This window comes from Paenibacillus sp. JNUCC 35 (assembly GCF_058269095.1).
The window spans coordinates 2,299,820-2,322,382 of the sequence record NZ_CM177771.1 but is presented as its reverse complement, the minus strand read 5'-3'; the positions used below and the strand labels follow the sequence as shown (position 1 = coordinate 2,322,382).

At 54.1% G+C, this 22,563-nt stretch carries 21 protein-coding genes; 5 read left to right on the top strand and 16 right to left on the bottom strand.

Annotation, left to right across the window (positions count from 1 at the left end):
- Nucleotides 1-6 precede the first annotated feature (6 nt).
- Complete coding sequence (locus AC2TF6_RS10725) at nt 7-768, top strand: electron transfer flavoprotein subunit beta/FixA family protein (protein WP_491310968.1); 762 nt, start codon at nt 7-9, stop codon at nt 766-768.
- 75 nt (nt 769-843) lie between these two features.
- Nucleotides 844-1,815, top strand: coding sequence for an electron transfer flavoprotein subunit alpha/FixB family protein (locus AC2TF6_RS10720; RefSeq protein WP_491310967.1), 972 nt, complete (start codon nt 844-846; stop codon nt 1,813-1,815).
- A gap of 326 nt (nt 1,816-2,141) precedes the next feature.
- Here the strand turns inward: AC2TF6_RS10720 and AC2TF6_RS10715 are convergent, their stop codons facing one another.
- From AC2TF6_RS10715 to AC2TF6_RS10700, 4 genes are all read right to left on the bottom strand, one after another.
- Nucleotides 2,142-3,077 carry an anti-sigma factor gene (locus AC2TF6_RS10715; protein WP_491310966.1) on the bottom strand — a complete coding sequence of 312 codons (936 nt, stop codon included), beginning with the start codon at nt 3,075-3,077 and terminating at the stop codon, nt 2,142-2,144.
- Nucleotides 3,074-3,652 carry an RNA polymerase sigma factor gene (locus AC2TF6_RS10710; RefSeq protein ID WP_491310965.1) on the bottom strand — a complete coding sequence of 193 codons (579 nt, stop codon included), beginning with the start codon at nt 3,650-3,652 and terminating at the stop codon, nt 3,074-3,076. Before AC2TF6_RS10710 ends, AC2TF6_RS10715 begins: the two co-directional genes overlap by 4 nt.
- Nucleotides 3,653-3,923: 271 nt before the next feature.
- Nucleotides 3,924-4,352 carry a hypothetical protein gene (locus AC2TF6_RS10705; protein ID WP_491310964.1) on the bottom strand — a complete coding sequence of 143 codons (429 nt, stop codon included), beginning with the start codon at nt 4,350-4,352 and terminating at the stop codon, nt 3,924-3,926.
- A gap of 421 nt (nt 4,353-4,773) precedes the next feature.
- Nucleotides 4,774-5,634, bottom strand: a complete 861-nt coding sequence (locus AC2TF6_RS10700) for a MurR/RpiR family transcriptional regulator (RefSeq protein WP_009672812.1) — start codon at nt 5,632-5,634, stop codon at nt 4,774-4,776.
- Between the two features lie 611 nt (nt 5,635-6,245).
- Between AC2TF6_RS10700 and AC2TF6_RS10695 the strand changes: the two genes are divergently transcribed.
- Nucleotides 6,246-7,817 (top strand): FAD-dependent oxidoreductase, encoded by a 1,572-nt coding sequence (locus AC2TF6_RS10695; RefSeq protein ID WP_009672881.1) that lies wholly within the window; start codon nt 6,246-6,248, stop codon nt 7,815-7,817.
- Between the two features lie 129 nt (nt 7,818-7,946).
- Here the strand turns inward: AC2TF6_RS10695 and AC2TF6_RS10690 are convergent, their stop codons facing one another.
- The 4 genes from AC2TF6_RS10690 to AC2TF6_RS10675 form a co-directional block, all read right to left on the bottom strand.
- Nucleotides 7,947-8,999 carry a metallophosphoesterase family protein gene (locus AC2TF6_RS10690; RefSeq protein WP_491310963.1) on the bottom strand — a complete coding sequence of 351 codons (1,053 nt, stop codon included), beginning with the start codon at nt 8,997-8,999 and terminating at the stop codon, nt 7,947-7,949.
- A gap of 129 nt (nt 9,000-9,128) precedes the next feature.
- A complete protein-coding gene (locus AC2TF6_RS10685; RefSeq protein WP_491310962.1) occupies nt 9,129-12,137 on the bottom strand; it encodes a glycoside hydrolase family 10-like protein in 3,009 nt (1,002 codons plus the stop codon).
- A gap of 269 nt (nt 12,138-12,406) precedes the next feature.
- Nucleotides 12,407-13,189: a TspO/MBR family protein gene (locus AC2TF6_RS10680; RefSeq protein ID WP_491311623.1), complete on the bottom strand. Its 783-nt coding sequence runs from the start codon at nt 13,187-13,189 to the stop codon at nt 12,407-12,409.
- 130 nt (nt 13,190-13,319) lie between these two features.
- Complete coding sequence (locus AC2TF6_RS10675) at nt 13,320-14,411, bottom strand: M24 family metallopeptidase (RefSeq protein WP_491310961.1); 1,092 nt, start codon at nt 14,409-14,411, stop codon at nt 13,320-13,322.
- Between the two features lie 259 nt (nt 14,412-14,670).
- On the opposite strand from AC2TF6_RS10675, the gene AC2TF6_RS10670 reads away from it, so the two are divergent.
- Entirely contained in the window at nt 14,671-15,234 is a 564-nt protein-coding gene (locus AC2TF6_RS10670; RefSeq protein WP_491310960.1) for an NAD(P)/FAD-dependent oxidoreductase, read from the top strand.
- 148 nt (nt 15,235-15,382) lie between these two features.
- On the opposite strand, the gene AC2TF6_RS10665 is transcribed toward AC2TF6_RS10670, so the two are convergent.
- The 4 genes from AC2TF6_RS10665 to AC2TF6_RS10650 form a co-directional block, all read right to left on the bottom strand.
- A complete protein-coding gene (locus tag AC2TF6_RS10665) occupies nt 15,383-15,997 on the bottom strand; it encodes a rhomboid family intramembrane serine protease (RefSeq protein ID WP_491310959.1) in 615 nt (204 codons plus the stop codon).
- Between the two features lie 104 nt (nt 15,998-16,101).
- On the bottom strand, nt 16,102-16,608 hold the full coding sequence (locus AC2TF6_RS10660; RefSeq protein ID WP_218228544.1) for a type 1 glutamine amidotransferase domain-containing protein: 507 nt from the start codon (nt 16,606-16,608) through the stop codon (nt 16,102-16,104).
- Nucleotides 16,609-16,639: 31 nt separating this feature from the next.
- The gene (locus tag AC2TF6_RS10655; protein WP_491310958.1) at nt 16,640-17,074 is read right to left on the bottom strand and encodes a hypothetical protein; all 435 of its coding nucleotides are present in this window, start codon (nt 17,072-17,074) and stop codon (nt 16,640-16,642) included.
- Between the two features lie 154 nt (nt 17,075-17,228).
- Nucleotides 17,229-18,626, bottom strand: coding sequence for an LCP family protein (locus tag AC2TF6_RS10650; protein ID WP_491310957.1), 1,398 nt, complete (start codon nt 18,624-18,626; stop codon nt 17,229-17,231).
- Nucleotides 18,627-18,816: 190 nt separating this feature from the next.
- On the opposite strand from AC2TF6_RS10650, the gene AC2TF6_RS10645 reads away from it, so the two are divergent.
- Entirely contained in the window at nt 18,817-19,251 is a 435-nt protein-coding gene (locus AC2TF6_RS10645) for a universal stress protein (protein ID WP_491310956.1), read from the top strand.
- A gap of 87 nt (nt 19,252-19,338) precedes the next feature.
- Here AC2TF6_RS10645 and AC2TF6_RS10640 read toward each other — a convergent pair whose 3' ends face one another.
- The 4 genes from AC2TF6_RS10640 to AC2TF6_RS10625 form a co-directional block, all read right to left on the bottom strand.
- Nucleotides 19,339-20,766 carry an ArnT family glycosyltransferase gene (locus tag AC2TF6_RS10640; protein WP_491310955.1) on the bottom strand — a complete coding sequence of 476 codons (1,428 nt, stop codon included), beginning with the start codon at nt 20,764-20,766 and terminating at the stop codon, nt 19,339-19,341.
- Between the two features lie 10 nt (nt 20,767-20,776).
- The gene (locus AC2TF6_RS10635) at nt 20,777-21,139 is read right to left on the bottom strand and encodes an SMR family transporter (RefSeq protein WP_491310954.1); all 363 of its coding nucleotides are present in this window, start codon (nt 21,137-21,139) and stop codon (nt 20,777-20,779) included.
- The gene (locus AC2TF6_RS10630) at nt 21,136-21,918 is read right to left on the bottom strand and encodes a glycosyltransferase family 2 protein (RefSeq protein ID WP_491310953.1); all 783 of its coding nucleotides are present in this window, start codon (nt 21,916-21,918) and stop codon (nt 21,136-21,138) included. Before AC2TF6_RS10630 ends, AC2TF6_RS10635 begins: the two co-directional genes overlap by 4 nt.
- Before the next feature lie 288 nt (nt 21,919-22,206).
- Entirely contained in the window at nt 22,207-22,560 is a 354-nt protein-coding gene (locus AC2TF6_RS10625) for a four-helix bundle copper-binding protein (RefSeq protein ID WP_491310952.1), read from the bottom strand.
- Between the last annotated feature and the right edge of the window lie 3 nt (nt 22,561-22,563).

Here is a 22,563-nt window from a genome sequence, read left to right as displayed (position 1 = left end):
CCAGCGATGGACATTTTCGTGCTGCTGAAACAAACGTTTGATACCGAGGAAAAAATCGTGCTTGAGAACGGACAAATTTCGGAGGATGGCGTCAAGTTTGTCATCAATCCCTATGACGAATATGCAGTGGAACAGGCTATTCAGCTCCGCGACGAGCAGGGAGGCAAGGTCGTCGTCGTTTCCGCCGGCCCGGAGCGTTCCGCCGAGGCTTTGCGGAGCGCGCTCGCGATGGGAGCCGACGAAGCCGTCCTGATCAACGATAAGCGCATCGGCGGCGATGAGCATGCCGTGGCCCAGGCGCTTCATGCTTTCCTGTCCCGGGAAGCGTACGATCTTGTTCTCGGCGGAAACTTCTCCGTCGACAACGGTGCCGGCCAGGTGGCCGTCCGTCTCGCTACGCTGCTCGGTATCCCCCACGTCAGCTCGATTACGAAGCTTGAAATCGCCGGCGGGAAGGCGAATGTACACCGCGACGCCGAAGGGGACCTGGAAGCGGCGGAAGTGACGCTTCCGGCGCTCTTTACGGCCCAACAGGGATTAAACGAGCCCCGCTATCCTTCCCTACAGGGAATCATGAAGGCCAAGAAGAAGCCGTTCCGTGAAATCACACTGGACGATATCGGTCTTGGCACAGTGGAATCCCGCACCGAACGCGTGGATCTGTTCCTGCCGCCTCCGCGCAAGGCCGGAAAAACGCTCAAGGGCGAACCCGCGCAGACGGCTGCGGAGCTTGTGCAGCTTTTGCGTACGGAAGCGAAGGTTATCTGATTGGTCCTTTGATTTTTCCGCGGTCATTTTGCGCACTTATTCCCTTTATGAGTCCATTTAGGAGGCGACTGAATCATGTCCAACACATACCTGATTGTAGCTGAAGCTAAAGGCGGCGCTCTTCGCCAGGTCTCTTTCGAAACGATCGGCGCGGCGAAGGCGGCTGCCGCCGAAGGGTATTCCGTTCTCGCCGCTCTGATCGGCTCCGGCGTGTCCGGCCTTGCCGATGAACTGGCCGCATACGGTGTCGAGAAAGTTTACGTGACCGACCATGCCGATCTTAAGGACTACAACCCGGAAGCTTACGGCAAGGCGCTTCACGATATTATCCGGCAAGCGGAGCCCGACGCGGTCTTGTTCGGCCACACCGCCATCGGCAAGGACCTTGCCCCGCAAATCGCTTCCCTGCTCGGGGCCGGGCAGATATCCGATGTGACGGCCGTTGAATCGGACGGCGGTAAAGCCGTGTTTACGCGCCCGATCTACGCGGGTAAAGCGCTCGAAAAGAAAGCGTTCACCTCATCCCCGTGGGTCGTCACCGTCCGGCCCAACAACATCGCCGCTCCCGCCGCCGCGGAAGGCGCTTCGGCGGCGGTCGAACACGTGGCGTACGAAGCTCCATCCCTTCGTACGGTCATCCGCGAGGTCGTTCAGAAGACCTCGGGCAAAATCGACCTTGCCGAAGCCAAGGTCGTCATCTCCGGCGGGCGCGGCGTCAAGAGCGCCGACGGGTTCAAGCCGCTCGAGGAGCTGGCCGGCGTGCTCGGCGGAGCGGTGGGTGCGTCGCGAGGAGCCTGCGACGCCGGGTACTGCGACTATGCGATGCAGATCGGGCAGACCGGCAAGGTGGTCACGCCCGAGATTTACATCGCATGCGGCATCAGCGGCGCCATCCAGCATCTGGCCGGGATGAGCGGATCGCGGGTCATCATCGCGATCAACAAGGACCCGGAGGCGCCGATCTTCAAAGTCGCCGACTACGGGATCGTCGGAGACCTGTTCGATGTCGTGCCGCTGCTGACGGAAGAATTCCGCAAAGCGCTGTAACCGGCGATTGCTCCGCCCGTTCCTATAAGCGTCAAAAAAGCCCCGAACACGCCGGTAAACCGGCTGTGCTCGGGGCTTTTCGCTGGACGGGCGGATGCGTGCCGCCGGGGTTCCGGCCTGGCTGCGCGGTTTTTACGCAGCCAGGCTGTCTTCTTTCGGGGCGCTTCTTGCCCCGTCCGTGGTTTAACTCTCTCTCACGCCGCTTCGGTATAAGCACTTCGCATGATGAACGGTATACCGGCGTTATGCTTAAGCTTTTGGTGCTTTCAGGCTTTTGAGTTTGGCCGCTTCCTGTCTCACGGACGGCTTAAGCATACAATCCGCCCTCAAATTTTCGCGGCCAGCACAAGCGACCCCCGGGGCTGAGTTCCCCCCGCATCCGGTTCCAGCGTGATGGCGACCGTGTCGTAATCCTGCGGCTCGAAGGTGTAATAGAGAGCGCCCGAGCCCCCCTGGGGCAGGAAAGTTCCCGCATTTACCTTCTGCTCGCCTTTGATGAGCCAGACCTGGAACGCCTGCGAATCCCGCAGGGCCGGAAGATTCTCGGCCTGTACAACCAGGTGGGTGCCCTTAGCGTCGATCACGATTGTAGCGAGGCCTTGCGCCACGATGCCTTCAACGGCAGGGTTCAGCTTCACCACTTTGTTCGCCTTCGATGCCTGTGAAGGCTGTCCGGCCAGCGTAAGCTGTCCCTGAAGCGAAGATACGCTTTGCTGGAGCGAGGCATTAAGTCCTTTCAGCGAACGGACATCCTCTCTCAGCTGCATGTTGACCCAACCGAGGATAACCGCAGCGGCGGCGATTCCCGTGCCGGCCGCCCACCTGATAAAGGTCCGGCTTTTTCTGCCCGCAGGTCTTCTCGCGGAAACCGGCTCATGCTCCCCGGCCGGCACCGGTTCGGATTCCGTCCTTCCGGCAGGCTTTTGTAATTCGGCTGCTGCGGACGTGTCCGTTACACGATATTGCGCCTGTGCCTGCTCCTGAAGAGCACTTGCGCCTGTCAAATGCGGTTGTCCGGAATGATCCGCTTCACTCCCCAGAATACGGCCAAGAACGCGCTGTTTCATTCCGTCCGGAACCGGGGCAGGCTCCGCCGTATAGGGAAGCAGATCCATTACAGCCTGCAGTTCTTCTCTTTCTTTCTTGCATGCCCCGCAGTGACTCAGATGCTCTTCCATCTGTTCTCTTTCGGACTGTGACAGCCCCCCGAGCATATAGAGTTCCAACCATTCGCACATGTTAGGAGATTCTTGTCTGCTCATATGTGCGCTCCCTCCTTTCCTCGGCCCGCGAGCTTCTCCTTAAGCTGCTTCATGGCCAGCCTTACCCGGCTTTTTACCGTGCCAAGCGGAATTTCCTGTTTCTGAGATACTTCCTGATGAGTATATCCTTTAAAATAAATAAGATCGATCACTTTCTTCTGATCCTCGTTCAGATCCTCCATCGCCGAAGCAAGTTCTTCTCCCATAAAACGGAGTTCCACTTCCTCTTCAGTCCCCCTGCTCCGGTCCGCCACCTGAAGCAGCTTATCCGGCTCGGCAAGCTGCCCGGACGTGCGCGTCTGTTTCCTGCGAAGCGTGTCAATGGCAATGTTGCGGGCTATCGCGAACATCCATGTTGACAGCTTGCCCTGGGAGTCCTCGTACCGCTCGGCATGATTCCAGATGCGCAGGAAAAGCTCCTGAACAACCTCTTCCGCCATCATCGAATCTTTGACAATGCGATAGGCGAACGAATACATCGGACGTTCGTAACGGTCGTACAATTGCTCCAGCGCCTGGGGCTGCTTTAGAGCGATACGGCGCACTAGCTGCGAATCTTCCGGCCACTCATTCATGTTGGAGCTCCTTTCCACCAAAGATCGCCCTTATCTTCCATTTCGTAAAAAGTGTGGAGTTGGATTCCTTTTGCACCGATAAATTTTTTTGTAAAAATGCCGTTGACCCCCCTCTGTTTGTATCACCAGCAAAATTAACCATAATACGAGGTTTTTTAAACGGCCATTCCCCTAGCTTGCTCTAAAACCAAACGGACCTCACGGGTCCGTTTGGTACGATCAAGTCTGCTCACACTCAAATTCATCCGGCTCCTGCCGCAGCTGGTTTGCGTTATTCACGACGCTCACGTGTAAGTTTTGCCCCAAGCCACTTCCAGATCGCATATAGCGCCGTACCCGCCGCTGCGGCAAATGTCGTTGTCCGGGCTTCCAGCAAATACGATTGGCCGGCCTCCGGCCCTCCCCCGGCTTCAACTGCCGAAGACCAGCCCGCTCCGCAGTAAAAAGCGTAGAGAACGAACAAGAGCATGCACAGGAGCGTTTTCAGGCTTTCCGCGAATCCTTCCGCTCTTTTATAGCCCATATAACGTAAACAGCCGCTAAAAAGGATCACCGTCAGAAGAAGAACCGAGGCCCACTCCTGCCTGGAAACAAAGCCTGCCGGCTCGTTTTTGCCCAAATGATAGATCCAATACGCATGTTCGGCCAATCCGATCAGCAGAATGACCGGGACCGCCGTCCGGTACGCCCTGCTTTTCATAATCCGATCTGTCCGGGGCGCAGAAAAAATGCGATTCCTCCTTTTCTCTGCCTCTTTCCGCTGTTCAGCCGGCAACACCGTTTCCTCCCCGCCTAAGAATTAGGGTTCCGCTAACACTATACGGGTTTCTTGCAGGAAACATGTCTGATAAGGACAAGCGACGGTTTACCTTATCTTCATCTGACAACAATTGCCACCCCTTCCATCCTGCTATAAACTGAAGAAGAAAGCTTCCCGGATTTTTTTCCGCCCGACCGATGGATTCGATTTAAAAATTCCGGATTACCCGCCGGAGCTTAGCCGACTGATGGACAGGCATGCTCGGAAATAATTCCGGCCGGGATGCGCCTGGCGGTTCATCCCTTCCGGGAGCAGCAAAAAGCCGGGACCCGTAGGCCCCGGCTGCGCGCAGGAGTAGCGATTAGTACAGTTTATCCAGAACAGATTTCGCCGTGTGCTCCAAAGCCCGGTACGTCTGATCCTTCATTTGCATGGCAACGGCCGTAGATAGAATATCCAGCAGATGGATCTGCGCCAGCTTCGAGGAGAAGGCTCCGCCCTGCAGAGGTGTTTCTTTCGCCGTAGCGAGAAGAACGACATCGCTCTGATTCGCAATCGGCGAGCGGGCGTGGTTGGTCAGGCAGATGATGTAAGCGCCTTTCTGCTTGGCCAGGCGAACAGCGTCGACAAGATCTTTGGTGCTGCCCGACGAAGAAATACCGACGACAACATCCCCTTTCTCCACCAAAGACGCGTTCATGGCAATAATATGGCCGTCGGTACCGGCGTCCACATTAAATCCGAGCCTCATGAACCGGTATTTGGCATCCTGGGCGGTAATCCCCGAGGACCCTACTCCGAAAAACAAAATTTTTCGTGCCGCCAGAATAGCGTCAATCGCTTGCTGCAGCTCCTGGACGTTAAGCAAAGATGTCGAGTTCTGCACCGCCTGCGAGTTTTGGGAGGTCATTTTCTTCATGATCTGGTCGAGATCGTCGCTTTCCTCAATCTTGCCGTGCACCTGCTCGCTTGGCGTAGCCAGCACCTGGACGAGCGATAGTTTAAATTCCTGATATCCCTTGTAGCCGAGCTTGCGGCACAAACGGATGACGGAGGTTTCACCTACTTCCGCTTTTTCCGCCAAGTCCGTAATCGTATAGAAAACGGTAGCTTCAGGATCCTTTAATACGGTGTCGGCCACTTTCTGCTCGGATTTGGTCAGTGAGGAATAAATACTGTTGAGGAGCAGCAGCGAATTGTTCAAATCGGCGATTTTGCTCATAGATGGGACTCCTTTTCGTCATTCTGCGCGGTCAGACAATCAGTTCACGGTTTTCTTCTCTAGTCTCTACATGAATAGTACTTGAAACTAGGCGATTTGCCTAGTGCATCTCCATATTTTTCAAAGTTTGCCTGTACGCTCGGACGGTCGATTTCTGTAGTTTCCTGTCACACAAAGGGTTTTTCATGCTGAGAACCGTCGATTTTTGGATGAAGAGCACAACTTTATTTTAACTTATATTTACTATAATTTATCAGTTTCAGGAATATATTATACTATTAATATAGGCATATAGGCCTAAACAACTCTTGTTTTAATGCTTGATTTTTATTTCGGTTAACAAGCGGAAGGACATGCAGGCATAGCCGTTCTTGTCCCCGCATAGAAACTAGAAGGTCCTTTTATTTTTTTAAAACCGCTGAAAATTTTTTTGAAATAAGTTTCGGAAAAACGTAAACAGGCCTCGGAAAAAGGGGGTCTCTTCCTTTTATTCGCACAAGCCCTGCTTCAAAATGAGACTTTGGTCGTATTAAAACAGGAACATATGTTTGTTAAAATAAAGGGTATTCCAATATCAGGAAAATATATATAGACTGTGGAGGGATTCGACTATGAACCGTGAACTGAAAGCAGATGTCGTGATTATCGGCGGAGGCGTCGGCGGCTGCGCGGCCGCTCTGGCTTCCGCAAAAATGGGATTGAAAGTGATTATGACGGAAGAAACCGATTGGATCGGCGGGCAATTGACCAGCCAGGCGGTACCGCCGGACGAGCACAAGTGGATCGAGCAATTCGGCTGCACCCGCAGCTTCCGGCAGTTCCGCAACGGTGTGCGTTCTTACTACCGCGATTATTTCCCGTTAACGGCAGAGGCTCGCGCCATCGTCAATCTGAATCCGGGCAACGGCGGAGTAAGCCGTCTGTGCGCGGAACCGAGAGCCATGCTTGCGGTCCTTGAGCAGATGCTTGCTCCTTACGTAAACAGTGGCAAACTGATTATTCTCACGCGCCACCGCATTACAGCGGCCGAGACGGACGGGGATAAAATCAGGGCTGTCAAAGTAAAGCACTTGGATCTGGGTCATAAACATACGTTAACCGCTCCGTATTTCCTGGATGCGACGGAGTGCGGAGACGTTCTTCCTCTCGCGAAAGTCGAGTATGTGACAGGTGCCGAATCCCGGAAAGATACGGGGGAGCCGAGCGCGCCGGAAGTCGCCGATCCGAAGGATATCCAGGCGTTTACCGTCTGTTTTGCGATGGATTATTTCGAAGGCGAGAATCATGTCATCGACAAACCGAAAGATTACAAGTTCTGGCGCAATTATAAGGCGGACTTCTGGCCGGACAAGCAGCTCAGCTGGATTTCGCCGAACCCGGTGACGCTTGAACCTGCCGAAGATACCCTGTTTCCGGGCACCGAGAAATATCCGCTGTTCAATTACCGCCGGGTAATTGATAAGGCGAATTTTATGCCCGGTACGTTCCCGAGCGATATTTCCCTCGTGAACTGGCCGCAGAACGATTACTGGCTCGGCAATATTTATGACGTTCCCGAAGCGGAAGCGAAGAAAAATCTCGAACAGGCCAAGCAGCTCAGCTATTCTCTGCTCTACTGGCTCCAGACCGAAGCGCCGCGTCCGGACGGCAAAGCCGGTTATCCCGGCCTGCGTCTGCGCCCCGACGTCGTCGGCACCGAGGACGGTATGGCCCAAGCGCCGTATATCCGGGAATCCCGCCGGATCAAGGCGGAATTCACCGTCAAGGAACAGCACGTCAGCACGGCGATCCGCGGCGACAAGGGTGCGGAAGTGTTCCCGGATTCGGTCGGGATCGGCGCTTACCGGATCGATCTCCATCCGAGCATGACGGGACGGAACTATCTGGACGTGTCCTCCCTTCCGTTCCAGATTCCGCTCGGCAGCCTCATTCCCGTCCGGGTCAACAATCTCCTGCCGGCGTGTAAGAACCTCGGCACGACCCATATCACGAACGGCTGCTACCGTCTCCATCCGGTGGAATGGAATATCGGAGAAGCGGCGGGCTTCCTTGCAGGCTACTGCGTACAGAACGGATATCAGCCCCGTGAAGTGCATGCGGACAAGACGAAACTGGAAGGCTTGCAAAATATTTTATCCTGGAACGGCGTAGAGCTCGCATGGCCGACCATCACTCCGCTGTAACCCCCCTTGAAATAGCCCGGGCTTGAACCGAAAAGCCGCCTTTATGCAGAACGCTCTGCTAAAGGCGGCTTTTCCCGTTTTCCCGGCGGCAGCCCGTTTCCCGAATTTCCAGCCCGGCCCCGCGGCTAGTCAGTATCGCTTAACAAATCGTGCCGAAGACAGCCACTCTCCTGTATTGTGCCTGCGTCCGCGGATCGTTACCGAATGAGGCGCCACCTCGACGAGGACGCTTTCGCTTTCAACGGGCGCGGCAGGGTCAATGCCGTCTCCGATGGGCCTGCGGACAGAGGAGGTCCCCATATGAGAGCAGCCGTCCTCGAAATAAATCCCCGGACTGGCCAGCGTGTAATGGGTGTGCCCCGAGAAGAAGCACACGTTCGGGTGCCGGCCCAGCAGCTCTCTAAGCCGCACATCCTGCACGACCCCCTTCTCGCCGGGATCGTAGCTTCCCGCCACTGTGTGAGGAAGCGGCTGATGCAGGAAGACGAACACCGGCCGCTCCCGGCCATGCGGGCGGTATGCTTCTTCTCCCGTGGAATCCGCCGGCTGCAGCCCGGCCTCTTCCTCTCCCGGGGAAGCCGCAGTCCCCGCTTCGCTGCTTGCGGGTCCGACGGCTTCAAGGGCTGCCGGGTCCGCCTCGGACGCAGAAGCCGTTTCGGCCCGGCTTTGCGCTTCGGCATGGCGCGGAGGGGATTCCTCCCGCAGAATCCGCTCCAGCCAGGCGAACTGCTCGTCGCTGATCCAGGCGTCCTCCCGGATAGCCGGATCGGTGTCGCGGTAGCGCTCGGCGCTCATAAAGACGAAGCGCAGCCCCCTCAGGCGCAGGTCGTAATAGGGCAGGGGCTTTCCCAGAAAGCCGAGAAACCTTGCCATCGCTTCCGCCGTCGACCATCCGTTCGGGAACGTATCCACGCTAAAACTCCCGTCCTTATACCACATGCGGTAATATTCATGGTTTCCGTTCGTCACATAGACGGGAACGCGGACATGTTCGGACAAAATACGTTTTAATACCGTATAATCCTCGACGAATCCTTCGGTTAAATCCCCGTTAATCACGATAAACTCGGGCGGATGCTTCATGGATGCGTAATCTTTCAGGCAGACTTCCAAACGGCGGTGGGACTCGGGGTCCCATGCTACCACATGAATATCGGACAATACCGCAAACGTAAATTTCATGGATCTGCACCTCTTCTCTTCCTCTAAAGGATCGAAAAGCTTATGTCTGCAGCCTTTTCTGAAACCACATACGGTCTGTTTAACCTTCCGGTTCTTCCGGCTCTTCCGGTCCCGCCTTGCTGCCCTTGCCTACTCATGTGCCTCACCGGCCTCATCTTCCGCATGGGTCACCCCGGTTTCATTGAATTCATCCGCTTCATCGGCATCTTTCCCGCCCTTCCCCGATTTGGCCGCCGTAATTTCGGCAATCCGCAGGGCTCCCTTCAAATCGTACAGCATCCGTTCTTTGACTTCGGCATTCAAACGGCTATCGGACAAAATATCATTAACCAGGGATGCCAGCGATTTCCTTACCTGCTTCAGACGGCCGGGATTCAGCCGGGGATTTTTCTCGCCGCCCAGTTTTTTAATGATTTCTTCGATCTCATCGGTATACCGGCCGGCTTTGCGGGCATCCATCCCTTTAAAAGGGACATACAGCTCCTTTACTTTCCGTTTCTGTCCTGCAAGTACAGCTGCAATCGACCGGGCAGGATCGCTGTCGGGAACGACCGCTTCATTCCGGTACACGCCCAGGACGGTATTCTTGTCATAGCCCTGATCGAAAAACGATTCATACTCGAACACGGCGCTACCGCTGATTCCGAGCTGATGGCTCGAAGTGATCTGATCGATGAACGCGTCCTTGGTCAGATCGATAAAAGAGCCGACGCCGATCGTCACATACGATTTATCCTTTGCGATCTCGAACGTTTTGCGCGCATCCGCCACAACGAGCGATGTGTCCAGTTTATAGGACATCGGGAACACGTTGTCGATCAGGTTATGCTTCACCCAGTTCATCGAATCCTGCAGCACGTCTCCGCGTGCAATTTCATATTCGGGCCATACCGCGGCGGTTAGCTTTACTTGGGGTTTCCACTTCTTCACTTCCTTGGCCAGGCGGAACACAAATTTGTCGACGAACCCGACTCGCATATCCACCCACTGCGCCCACAGCGCATCTCCCGGGTGCAGAAGGAGCGGATCAGTTCCGTATTTCTTTTGAAACAAGCTCCGGGTGTAGCCGTCATATCCGAAATCGTTCGTAAAATCTCCCGAACCGGGATAGCGCGCATAATCAAGGTGCAGACCGGCTACGTCATATTTGGAGAGCAGCTCCTTATAGACGTCGATCAGGAAGTCGTGCGTTTCATCCAAAGCCGGGTTGATAAAATAATAACGGAATCCGCTGGACGCATCTTCCTGATAATTTTGGCCTTTCCGGCTGAGCAGCGACCATTCGGGCTTGCGTTCCACGATCGGCCCGGGTTCCGGCCCTCCCACGAAGAAATTTTCGACCCAGGCATGGATTTCGATGCCCCGTTTTTTCCCTTCTTCCAAATAAGCTTGAAGCACATCAAAACCGCCGTACATGGGATTATGAGCCGTTATGTTGTTTTTGGTCGGATAGATGGTGTACCCGTTCCAGAACGTTTCCAAATATACGGAGTTAAGGTGAGCCGCCTTAATCTTATCCAGTGCCCGTTTAACTTCCTCAAGAGACTTCTCTTTGGGCCGGATCCAGATTCCCCGGTTTTCAACGTTCCTGGACTCCACATTCATGTAATGAACGCGCGTCGCCTTTCCATCCAGCTCCGCCAGCACTTTCGTCAGCCCTTCGACGCCTTTTTCCTCCAGATGCTTGCCCGTCTGTATCTCCAGCTGCTTCACCTGCTGAATTTCTTTGGAGATTTCCTCATAAGGAACATCCATAAACCGGCGTTTGGATTCTTCCATTGCCTGCTCCGCAGTGCCGGCGGTTAACCGCGCCTTATCCAGATAAGACTGCGGGGTGAAAATAAGCAGTACCTGCTTTTCCGTCCGGTTGATCTTCACGGTCGCCCCAATCGCCGCATAACGCGAGAGCCAGGCCATCTTGGAGCCGTGTCCGGAAAGAACGTATCCCCCTGCAGGAATCGGCCGGTTGTTGCCTCCGCTGCTTATGATTTTGCCGTCCGCGTTCACGGCAGCCTCCCCTCCCCACGGATTCGTGCCGGTGGCGGCGCCATAGCTGCTGTCGTACACGATCAGCTGCTCCGCTCCGCGATGCCCGGGATACGGCTTGTTGTTCGTATCGTCCCACCCTGCCGGATTGTCTTCCCTCGTCCGGGGATTAAACGCGTCATAAGCCATTTTGGACGCAAAATACATGGGATAGGCATTCAGCTCCATCGATACGGCCAGTCCCGGAGCCGCCAGAGCCAGCAGATCGGCGTAATAAGGACTTGCCGCCTGCACGGAAAGGACGTAACCTCCCTTGGGGATCGGCGAGTCGTTGTCGATAAATTTTCCGCCGGAATCCATAAGAATTCCTTTAACTCCCGTGACCCGGCCGTTCTGGAAAGTCACTTCGATTCCCCAAGGATTCGTGCGGGTGGAGGCTCCGTACCCCGGGTCGAAAAGCACCGCTTCGCCCTGATTCCGCGGCCCGTTAACCCGGTCCACGGGGATAATTAAATCGCCGACCTTCACATACTTCGTCGGCAAGACGGGAATTTTTATGTTCACGGCGGTAAGGCTGTCTCCCACATTCAGCTGCTGCAGAAGCGCCTTTGTACTTGCGGTACCCGAGAGAACGTATCCGTTTGGGGGCAGATAGGTTCCTTTTTTGCCGTCTGAGATTTTGTCAACGATAATGCCTTCCGTCACAATAAGCTCGATCGTCCGGTCATCGAAAGGAGATGTATACGTTCCGTACGTGCTTGTGTACACTGTCAGAGCGTCTTCTTTGCGCTCCTGATCCATTCCGGCTACCGGGTGCAAAGTTCCGTCGGGAAGCTTGATATGCGGACCGTAAACGGATTCATTTACCGTCACGTCAAGAGATGTCTGCGGAAGCAGAGGGGTCCCGGGCCCGTTCGCCGAACGAAAAGGGTCCTGATCGGCAGGCCCGGATTTCGGGCTGTCGGGCGGAACCGCGATGCCTCCGTAAGGTCCGGAATGCTGCGAATAGGCTTCGGCCGCAGCCAAGCCGGAAACGGCGCCGGCAGTCCCGTACAGCGGAAGGCAGCCCGCAGCCGCAACGGACAAAAGCAGGACAGCAAACAGCGTTCTGCGGAGCAGCCCGCTTGAGCGAAGAGATCTTTTCACCGTCATCTTCCTCCTTCAGGTGTAAACTAGCTCCAGACACACAAAAACGGAGAACATCCGAGCAGGTTAAGCTGAGCCGCTAATCACCTCCTGTTATTTTCTCCCCTGTTTGCCAATCCGATTACACGTATTGTAGCACCATTTTGGGCATTTTGGAATATTCATCTTAAATATTACATTATTTTGGATATTATCTCCTTTTTCATCTTATTTCGACAGATTGCAAAAAAAAAGAAGCTCTCTTTTTCAAGAAAAGCTTCCCGAATAGGTTTTCATTACCGGCTGATATAGGACTGATCCCATCTTTTGCGGTCCCGGATCACTTTGGCCAGGAGCCATAAGGTTGCCGCTCCGACGATGGCGGCCAGTGACCAAGCCGCATTGCGTACCCATGTGTCTGCCTGCTGTTCGACGCCAATGCCGATGAAGGCCCAGACAAAAACCAGCGCGAAAGGAACGTCTTTCTTCCCGTAGCTGAAAGCGACAGCCAGCACGCCTGCCGCCGTCAGCACAATGACGGCCCACATCCGGGGATCGATCCCCCATCCGTTCCAGCCCAAGTCCTGCAGCCATACCGTGACGTTTACGATGGAAGCCACGCAGATCCAGCCCAGATACAGGCTGAAGGGAACTTGCACGAAGCTGTACTCCCCGATCGCCCGCGATTCCCGGCCGTAGCGGATTCTCTGGTAGATGGCGATAAGCGTCAACAGAAGGGCGGCCATGACCAGCGTGCTCCAGCCGACTTTTTCATAATGCCACAGGAAGATCCAGGCCGAATTCAGCAGACAACTGACGACGAACCAGTAGCTGATCCGTTCCACCGCCGGGCGATTCCCCGTATCCTTTCGGGTCTGGTAAATGACGAACCCGATCAGCCCCAAATAAATGACGCTCCATATCGTGAAAACATACCCGGCCGGAGTAACATATGTATGATGCCGGTCCGATATTTCCCCGGTGGTCACTCCGTTAATAGGCAGCACTTGAGCCAGCGTATTCACGATCAGAACCAAGAGGAGGCCGGCAATATTCATGGTTTTACGCCATCCATGCATGGCTGTCACACCCTCTCCTTTTGTTCATTATGTATGTTTAACCTTATGGGCCTAGAATTAATCGAATGCAAAAAAAGCCTGCCCCGTTATTCCGTCAGGAATACCTGGGGCAGGCTTTCACCGGAGCAGATCAGCCTCCGAGAACCGTCAACTGTTTAGGGAAGGAAGTCAGCACCTCGACTCCTCCGGCTGTAACCAGAACGTCGTCTTCGATACGGACTCCGCCCACGCCCGGCACATAAACACCGGGCTCGATGGTGAACGTCATACCGGCTTTCAGAATCGCCTCGTTTCTTCCGTGGACAGACGGATACTCGTGAACGTCGAGTCCGAGTCCGTGGCCGAGCCGGTGGTTAAAATAAGTTCCGTAGCCGTCCGCTTCGATCCGGTTTCTTGCGGCTGCGTCTACGGACGCGCAGGTAACATCCGGGCGGACGGCTTGAATGGCCGCTTCGTTGCCGGCCAGGACCGCATTGTAAATGCGGCGTTGTTCCTCCGACACTTCTCCCACCGCGAAGGTGCGCGTAATATCGGACGCATAGCCGTTCAAATAAACGCCGAGATCGAATAAAAGCAGATCCCCGCGGCTGATTTTACGCGTTCCGGGAACGCCGTGCGGCAGCGCCGAAGCCGGACCGGTCAGGACCATCGTTGAAAAAGAGGGAGACTGTGCCCCGAGTTTTTTCATCTGGAACTCCAGTTCCGCGACCAGCTCGATTTCCGTCACGCCGACAGCCACCTTCTGCAGGCCGCGCCTCAGCACTTCCTCCACAAGCGTCACGGCCTCCTTCATCAGGCCGATTTCGCCTTCGGATTTGATGACCCGCATATCCCGCAGCAGCTCGTCTACCGAAGAAACCCAGCTGACGCCAATGCAGCTCTTCAGTTCTTCAAAGCGGCTGACGGTCCAGTGCTCGGTTTCGATGCCGATGCTGACAAGCGAAGCCGGCAGCAGTCCGCGAAGCACTTCATAAGCCGAGTCCGTGTCGCTGTGCGTATGAATCCGCTGTACCGAGGACGCCTGCGCGGCCGCTTCCGCATCTAGAGCCGGTACGAGCAGAAACGGCTCTTCTCCTCTCGGAAGGATGAGCCCCAAGAAGCGCTCGTGCGGGTCGGAGGCGAATCCCGTCAAATAATACACGTGCCGCGGAACCGTAATGATAACGGCATCGAGGTTGTTTTGTTCCATATGATCGCTGATTTGTTTGAGCCGGTTGTTCATTTAATCACCTTTTCTTTTCAAGGTTTTTAGCTGCTTACTGTGGATGAATCCTCTTCCTATCATAACATGCAGGGAGACAAAAACCCACATTTCGGGGCTGCCTCGGGTTCTGCCCTAGGGCTGTATAATTCCTCGTTAGGTTGGCGTGCGTCTTGGAAACGCGGCCCGATCTACGATGTAAGCGCCCGCTTTTCTTCCTTCTGCCGATCCGCTATACTGGATTAGAGTCTTTATTTTGCCATACGAAGGAGAGAAGAGCATGTACGATCTTGTTATTATCGGAGCGGGCCCTGCGGGTGCAAGTGCCGGACTGATTACCGCCAGAGCGGGTAAAAAGACGCTCCTTATCGACAGCGGGCAGAGCATGACGAAACGCGCCTGGATCGAGAACCATTACGGAGTCGCCGAAATCAGCGGTCCCGACATGGTGGAGCTGGGCAAGAAACAAGCGGCCAAGTTCGGCGCGGAAATTGCCGAAGGCAAAGTGGAATCTGTCGACAAGCAGGACGACGGCTTTCTCATCACTTCGGATCAGGGCAGCTACGAAGCCAGACACGTCCTGCTCGCAACCGGAGTCCTGGCCGATCTTGCCGATAAAATCGGAGTCACGACGATTCCAGGCACAGAGCCGCGGATCAAAACGATCATTCAGACGGATGCGAACAACAAAACGAGCGTGGAAGGCATCTGGGCGGCGGGCACGATTGCCGGCATGAGCGTACATACGATTGTAACGGCGGGCGACGGCGCCAAGGCGGCCATTAATATCGTCAGCGAGCTGAACGGTGAGCGTTATGTGGACCACGATGTGCTGAAATCTTAATTTTTATCCTTTAAAAGCAATAGAAAAGACTCCTGTCCGGTTCTATGGAACCTTGCAGGAGTCTTCTTTCGGTTCAGCCGATGCGGGGCGTCAGAAGTCCCGCTTCTTTTTTGCGGTTACCCGGCACTGCCTTCGAATCAGGCCCGTTCTATCTTCTTCCGCTGCGTTTGATAAATTCCACGAACAAGGCAAACAAGATAAAACCGGCCAGAAAACCGCCCAGATGCGTGTATAGATCCACATTCGGCACGATCACGGAAAACAGCAGACCGCTCACCAGAATGATGATGACCGTCTGTCTCGATTGCTGGTCCAGAAGCTGCTTGCGGAATAAGGCCAGATAAAGATAGGCCGCATAAATTCCGTAGATGGCGCCGGAAGCCCCCGCCGCGACATAAGCGTCCGTGTGCAGCCAATAGGAGAACGCGCTGCCCAGCGCCCCGCTGGCTAAGTAAAAGACCGCGTACCGGACACTGCCCAGCAGACGTTCCAGCGGCGGTGCGAAAATAACCAAGGCGAAGCTGTTAAACAGCAGATGAGACAAGCCGATATGTAAGAACATGGCGGTGAAAAAACGCCACCACTCGGGGACAAAACCCGGAGCGGAAAATAAGGCTCCGTAGTCGATAAGCGTTCTCGTGCTTGTCGACGAGCCGCTTACCTCCATCAGCACAAACAGCACCACATGGATAAGGACCAGAAGACTCGTCACCGGGTACCGGCGTATGTACTCCTTGAAGCTTTCTTGACGGACGAACAACATAAAAATACCTTCTCCTTCAGATGAGATACCCCCATCATATAGGAAAAACAAGAACGCCTGCAAGCTTGCGCCGCAGACGTTCTTGTTCTATGAAAGAAAAATCTTTAAAGCGCCTTTTTGATGGCGGCGATAAACGCTGGCTCGTCCTTCGGAGTCCGCGACGTAATCAGGTTGCCGTCAATCACGACTTCCTGATCGGCGAATTCCCCTCCGGCGTTGCGCACATCGTCCTGAAGCGGCGGATAGGACGTAAGCTTCCGGCCTTTGATCAGACCGGCGCTGATCAGAATTTGCGGTCCGTGACAGATAGCGGCCACGGGCTTTCCGGCCTCGTCGATCTTTTTCACGAACGTTTGAATGTCCGCATCCAGACGCAGTCCTTCCGGAGAAGAACCACCTGGAATAACGACGGCATCATACTCGTCCGGTTTGGCTTCTTTGATGCCCTGATCGGCCGTATATTCGGCTTTCTTGTTTTTACCGGCAAGCAGTTCTCCCTGCTTCAATCCGATAATGACAACTTCGTGTCCGTCGGCTTTCAAGGCTTCATAGGGCTCCTGCATTTCAGAATCCTCGAATTGGGGTGCCAGCAAAAATGCGATTTTACTCATGGTTGTTCCACTCCTTTTCGTTTATCTGATTTCAATCTATCGATTCAACGTATCCCTTGCTGCTGCGGATGATCTCCACGATTTCCGTATAGTCGGAATCCGGCACCTTGGCCGTCAGCACATAACGCAGATTTTCGGCGTCATCGTCGCCTTCGCCAAAGATAAGATCCCCCAGCAGCCCATCGTCTTCGCCACGGATGGTTCGGTCGGGATCGTGACGATCCTCCGCCGCCCGGACCGGTATGAAGCCGCCCGGACTCGGAGAGGTGCCGATCGTCGCACCCGGCACGCCGACGGCTCCGGACGTCCCGCCCGCAAAGGCCGGAGGCGCAATCAGACCGGTCCGTGAGACGCGTCCCTGAGTCTCCCCGACTTCAAGCTGCTCGACGGAATAGGTTTGGAGCCGGATACGAACATCCTCCGCATCGTTTTCCGTGCGGAAATAGGCTTGAATATGTTTGCTCATCACGAACACCTCATCCTTTTTAGTTTCTCTCCTGTTGATATTACCCGCAACTTTCTTTTCCTACACAAGCTCAGGGGAAAAAGTTCACAATCTTCTGCGCCGGAAAAAGAAATCCCCGCAGCTCTCGTAACGAGAAGTGCGGGGATTTAAAATGTTATCCTGCTTTTTGTACCGTATCCTGGTTTTGCGGAGTCGGCGTCGGTTTAGGAACCTCCGAATTTTTCGGTGTGGTCGTCGGCTTACCTGTCGGAACCGGAGTGGCGCTTCCGCCCGGTTTGCGGGTCGGTTCCGGAGTCAAGCCCGGTACAACGTCATCGTCTTCCGGAGTCGGGCTCGGTCTTACGGACGATTTCGGCGTCGATGTCGGTGTCGGTTTGATCGTCGCCTTCGGCGTATGAGTCGGGACGCCCGTCGGCTTCGGCGTGCGCGTCGGCGTTATTTTCCCGTCCGAATCGGTATTGTTTCCTCTATTATCCGTGCCTTTAGACGAATTTGTGGAATTCGGGCTGCTGCTCGGCACCCAATTCGGATCCAGACGGAGCTTTAAGGCGGTTTTGGCTTGTGCGATTTCTTCGTCCTTCACGACGATATAAGGGCTGATCCAGTCTCCGTCCATATGGATGAGTTCGATATTTTGCGTATCGATTGTGATATATTGGGAAATCATATCATGAATCTGGCTGGAAGGGATATCCGTTTTCAGGTTGTTCCCGACGGCCTCCAGAATACCGGAAGCTTTCGTGACGCCGCCCAGACTTTTCAGGTTTTTAAGAATTTCATTCAAAACCTGCTGCTGTCTCGCGTTACGCGCAGGATCGCTGGATTCCTGGGTTTCGAACTTCGAGCCCGGATTCGATTTGCGGTAACGTACGAAGTCGAGCGTCTTTTTACCGTCCAGCTTCTGAACGCCTTTCTTGAGATCGATTCTGGTGCCGTCCCAGTTGTCGACATAATACATATCCTGGTCCACATCGACCGTTACGCCGCCGAGCTGATCGACAACCTGCTTAAATCCTTCGAAATCGATGGCCACCATGTAGTCAAAAGGAATCTCAAAAAAGTTGCCGAAAAACTCCTTCGTCTTTTTCATAGCGGTTTCCGGTTCAGTTAACGTGAAATGAGGGTAAAAATAGTTAGCCTTATGAGAATCGCCGTTCTTTTTGAGCTTCATTTCAAGGTCGCGCGGCAGGGAGACGATCGTTGCGGACTTCGTCTCGGGATTCATCGAAATGGCCATCATCACATCGCTGTTCAGCGAGCCGGTTTCTTTCCGGGAATCCACACCCATCAGCAAAATGCTGATCGGTTTGACTTTGGCGGAATCCTTCGGAGCGACGACTTCCTTCGTTCCTACCGTGTCGATGATGTTATTGGCTTTACTGATGAGAAAGCTGGCGTACGTGCCGATGCCGATGACAAGAAGCAGAACGATAATGCCGCCGGTTACGGCTATTTTTTTCCACAAGGACCATTTGGCTTTCTTTTTAAGTTTGGATTTACGCGAATCAGTACCGGAAACGGGGGTTGAATTCGGATTAATAGGGTCGGACATAATTAAAAACCTCAATTCTTGAGTATGGTATACAGTTCCATGGAATTGTATAGACAGGAGTATGATGCGGACGATTTCATTATAGTTCGGTAGACGGTATAATTATAGTGAGAAATACGAAGTAAAGAGTTACAAATAAGTTAAAAATTCGACAGCTTCCCTAATTCATTATGCCAAAGAGGTGACGATCATGCAATTCTTGAATATTTTAGTCGCGTATGATGGTTCTGAAGTATCGAAAAAAGCGTTGGAAAAAGCCGTCGGACTTGCAAAAAGCAATCCGTCCGCCAAACTGGAAGTCGTTCATGTGGCGAATATGCCTAACCTTATCGTCGGTGAAGCCCTCATTTCCACCCCTGCCGGCATGTCCGGAGAATATTACGAATTGGCCGAACAAATTAAAGACGATGCCAAGCAGCGTTTGGTTTCACTTTCCCAGCCGGCCGAGGTTTATCTGCTGAACGGCAACCCGGGCAGGGCCATTCTCGAACACGCCGAGCGTACCGGGCGGGATCTGATCGTAATCGGCAGCCGCGGCCTGAGCGGAGTGCGCGAGTGGGTGCTCGGAAGCGTCAGCCACTATGTCGTCCAGCATGCGCAAATTCCGGTGCTTGTGATCAAGTAGTCGCTGGCTGCCGGCAGTACATAAGCGGCTGCGTTAAGCGGCAAACCAAAAGAAAGCAGGACCTGCATGCAGGTCCTGCTTTCTTTTTCAGTTCAGCCGGTAAATGTCATAACCGCCTTCTACGAGAATTTTCTCGAACTTCGCGTTAAGATAGCGGCGCAGTTCCCCGGCCTTATCTCCGTCAATCTGCCCTTTGAGCGGAACAAAATAGGCCGCTCCGCCCGCCCGGAAATATTCCAGCTCTTTGACCGGATCGTCCGGGATGGAATTAAGCACCCTCCAGCCTACCCGGTGGCTGGCGTTCAGAAGCGAAGGGTCGTCGGTGCCGACGACAATGAGATCGCCCGGCTTTGTCAGCCGTTCGACCGCCCGGGCCTGCTCCAGAATGACGGTTTTCTCCTTCCCGTAATCGGGATTCATCATAAGGGCGCAGGCCCATCCGATTCCCGCAACGACGACTGCGGCGGGAATCCAGCCGAACCGGAGCTCCGTCAGCCGGCCGATCGTTTTCGCGGCGAGCAAAGCCGCCACCGGAGCAAAGAAGATCAAATAATAATCGAATTTGATCACCGCCACGATTGTGGCCAGCTCCAGAAGCATCGCCCACCCCCACACGCGGACGGGGATATCCTTCTGCCGAAAGCCGGCAAGCAGACCGGCGGCCGCCAGGGCCAGAAGCGGCCAGGAAAAGGCCTTCGGCAGCTCCCGCAGGAAAAAATTCCAGGTTTCGGGGGTAAACAGCGCCGTCGCCATTTTCGGGAAAATGTGCTTCGTCGCTATCCCCGATACGAATTGGAATTCCGCTATGGACGAGGCCCAAGCGTAATACAGCGCGGGAAGGCCGAGAGCCATGGCCGTGAACAGCCACAAGCGCCAGTTCAGGACCATTTTCCCCTTAAACTTCGCCGCCGCCATGAAAAGCATGGGAATGCCGACGAAGACCGTCGGGACCTTGAGCGAAATCGCCAGCGCCGTAAACAGCGCCGCGGTAAGCACAAAAGCCGTGCCGCCCTTGCGGATCCACACCGTGAACGCATAGAACGCGCCGAGGTAAAAAAACAGCGATGCCGCTTCCGGCATAATGGCCCGGGAATACGTCACCGCAACCGGTAAGATCCCGTACAGCAAAACCGCGATCCAGGCTGTCCGCTTCGTATAGAACGTGCGGGCGATCAGGTAGAGAAACCACGCCGAGCCCATAAAAAATGCCAGAGGCACGAGCCTGGCCAGCCAGTACTGGTACCCGAACAGTTTGTACAAAATCGCAATCAGAAACGGGGTAATCTGAAATTCCAGCTCCACATAATTGGGAAGCGGCCCCTGATAATTGAACTGCGGATAGAAAAGATTAAATTTCGTTTCCACAAAATGGCGGGCGATCGATTCCGTATCCGACTGTCTCCATGAATCGATTTCATACGGTGAATTAGTTATGTATGGAATTCTCAGCGCAGCAATCGCAATAAACAAGAGGGCGGTTATGAGCCACGCAGGAATGCGCGTCTTGTGTTCCATGCGCTTCTCCTTATTTATTAATGATAATGATTCCGATTATAATCACGGCCATACCGACCAGCTTTTGCATCGTAAACGTCTCCTGGAACCAAAGAAACGACATGACGAACACGATCACGTAGCTCAAGCTCATCATCGGATACGCATAGCTCAGTTCTACCTTGGTGAGCACCTTGACCCACAGCAGAAAGCTCGTTCCGAATAAAATAAGTCCGATCAGAATTTCGGGAGTTTTGACCATCCGGAATACATCCGAAATCAAAGTAGCCGGAGCCAGCGAGAGTTCGCCCAGACGGTTCGCCCCCGCTTTGAGAAGAACTTGCCCGACCGCTCCCATACCGACCGATAATAAAATGACCCAAAGTGCGCTCATACGGTACCCTTCACTTTCTTTTGCGTCCCCTGCACAGGGGGTTTAACTTTCATCAACAGGCGGAAATAGCCCGCAATCGTCCGCTTTACGTTCATTTTGCTGCGGCCGACTTTTAAATGGTATTCCAGCACGAGCGGATACTCCCCCGCTTTAATTCCGATTTTACTGAACCGGGCCATCATTTCGGCCATACAATCGAAACCGCTGGTCGTGATCAGTCTTTCTTTGTAAAGGTTCATAGCCTGGTTGAGGTATCCGATCCGGTATGCGCGAAAGCCGCTCGAATAATCATGCACCCCCTCGATCGGAAAAAACAACTTGAAAAACACCATCGCCCCGCGGCTGTAGAGCCTCCGGATAAACGACAAGCCCAGCTCTTGGCCCCCTCTGGCAAAACGGGACGCCACAACCAGATCCAGCTTGTTCTCCTTCAGTTTCGCGACGAGCGCCGGAATCAGGTTCGGATTATGCGTATTGTCCGCGTCCAGCGTCACAAGCACATCGCTCGGCTGGTACTCGCTTGTTACAAATCGGACCAGGGTGTTCATGGCCTCCCCGAGTCCGCGGTTGCGCTCATGGTCGATAACTTGAAGCCATGCGTAGGTTCGGCATGCTTCCTTCAAGACTCCGGCCGTTCCGTCCGAGCTTCCGTCGTTGACCACGACCACGCGAAAAGCCTCCCCAAACTGTACCGACAATTGTTCCATCTTCGGAAGCAGTTTAGGCAAGGCATCCTGTTCGTTGTAGGCCGGGAGGCCCACAATAATAGTTTCCTTCATAAACGATAACTCCTCAGGCAACAAAAATTAGGTCTTCTCTATGATTACAGGCACATCAGCAACATTTACCCAAATAAGCGCGGATTGAAACAGGCTTTCAGTCATAGACGTAATGCGGGAAGGAAGGTTGCACTTTCGGGCATTCTTTCCCTCATTATAACCTTAACCGCCCCATTCCGGTCACCCAATTATTAGAATACCTTAATAGTTTTTACATCTGTTTTGCTTCTTTCCTCTCTTGCGGAAACTAAAAAAAGAACCCATGCGGGGTTCCCTTTTTAAAATGTCTTAAGCAGCCATTCTACGGCAAGCTTCCGCGCAGGAGCGGCATACTTTGGCGCACTCTTGGCAGTGCTCATGTTCATGTTCCGCACATTCTTTGGCACAAATTTCGCAAACCGTCGCGCATAGATTGCAAATTTCCACAATGAACGGGCTTTGACGGGTCATGGCCGATGCCGCATAGGTACAAATGTCCGCGCATTCACGGGTCAGCCTGATGCACGGAGCCATATGGGAAGCGTGGTCTTCCTTCAGACAGGCATCGAAACAATAATTGCAAGTTTTGATACAATTTATACATTCTTCGATACAGCGTTGAATTTCTTCGTTAACGCCTTCATGGGTCATATCATAGGGCATGGT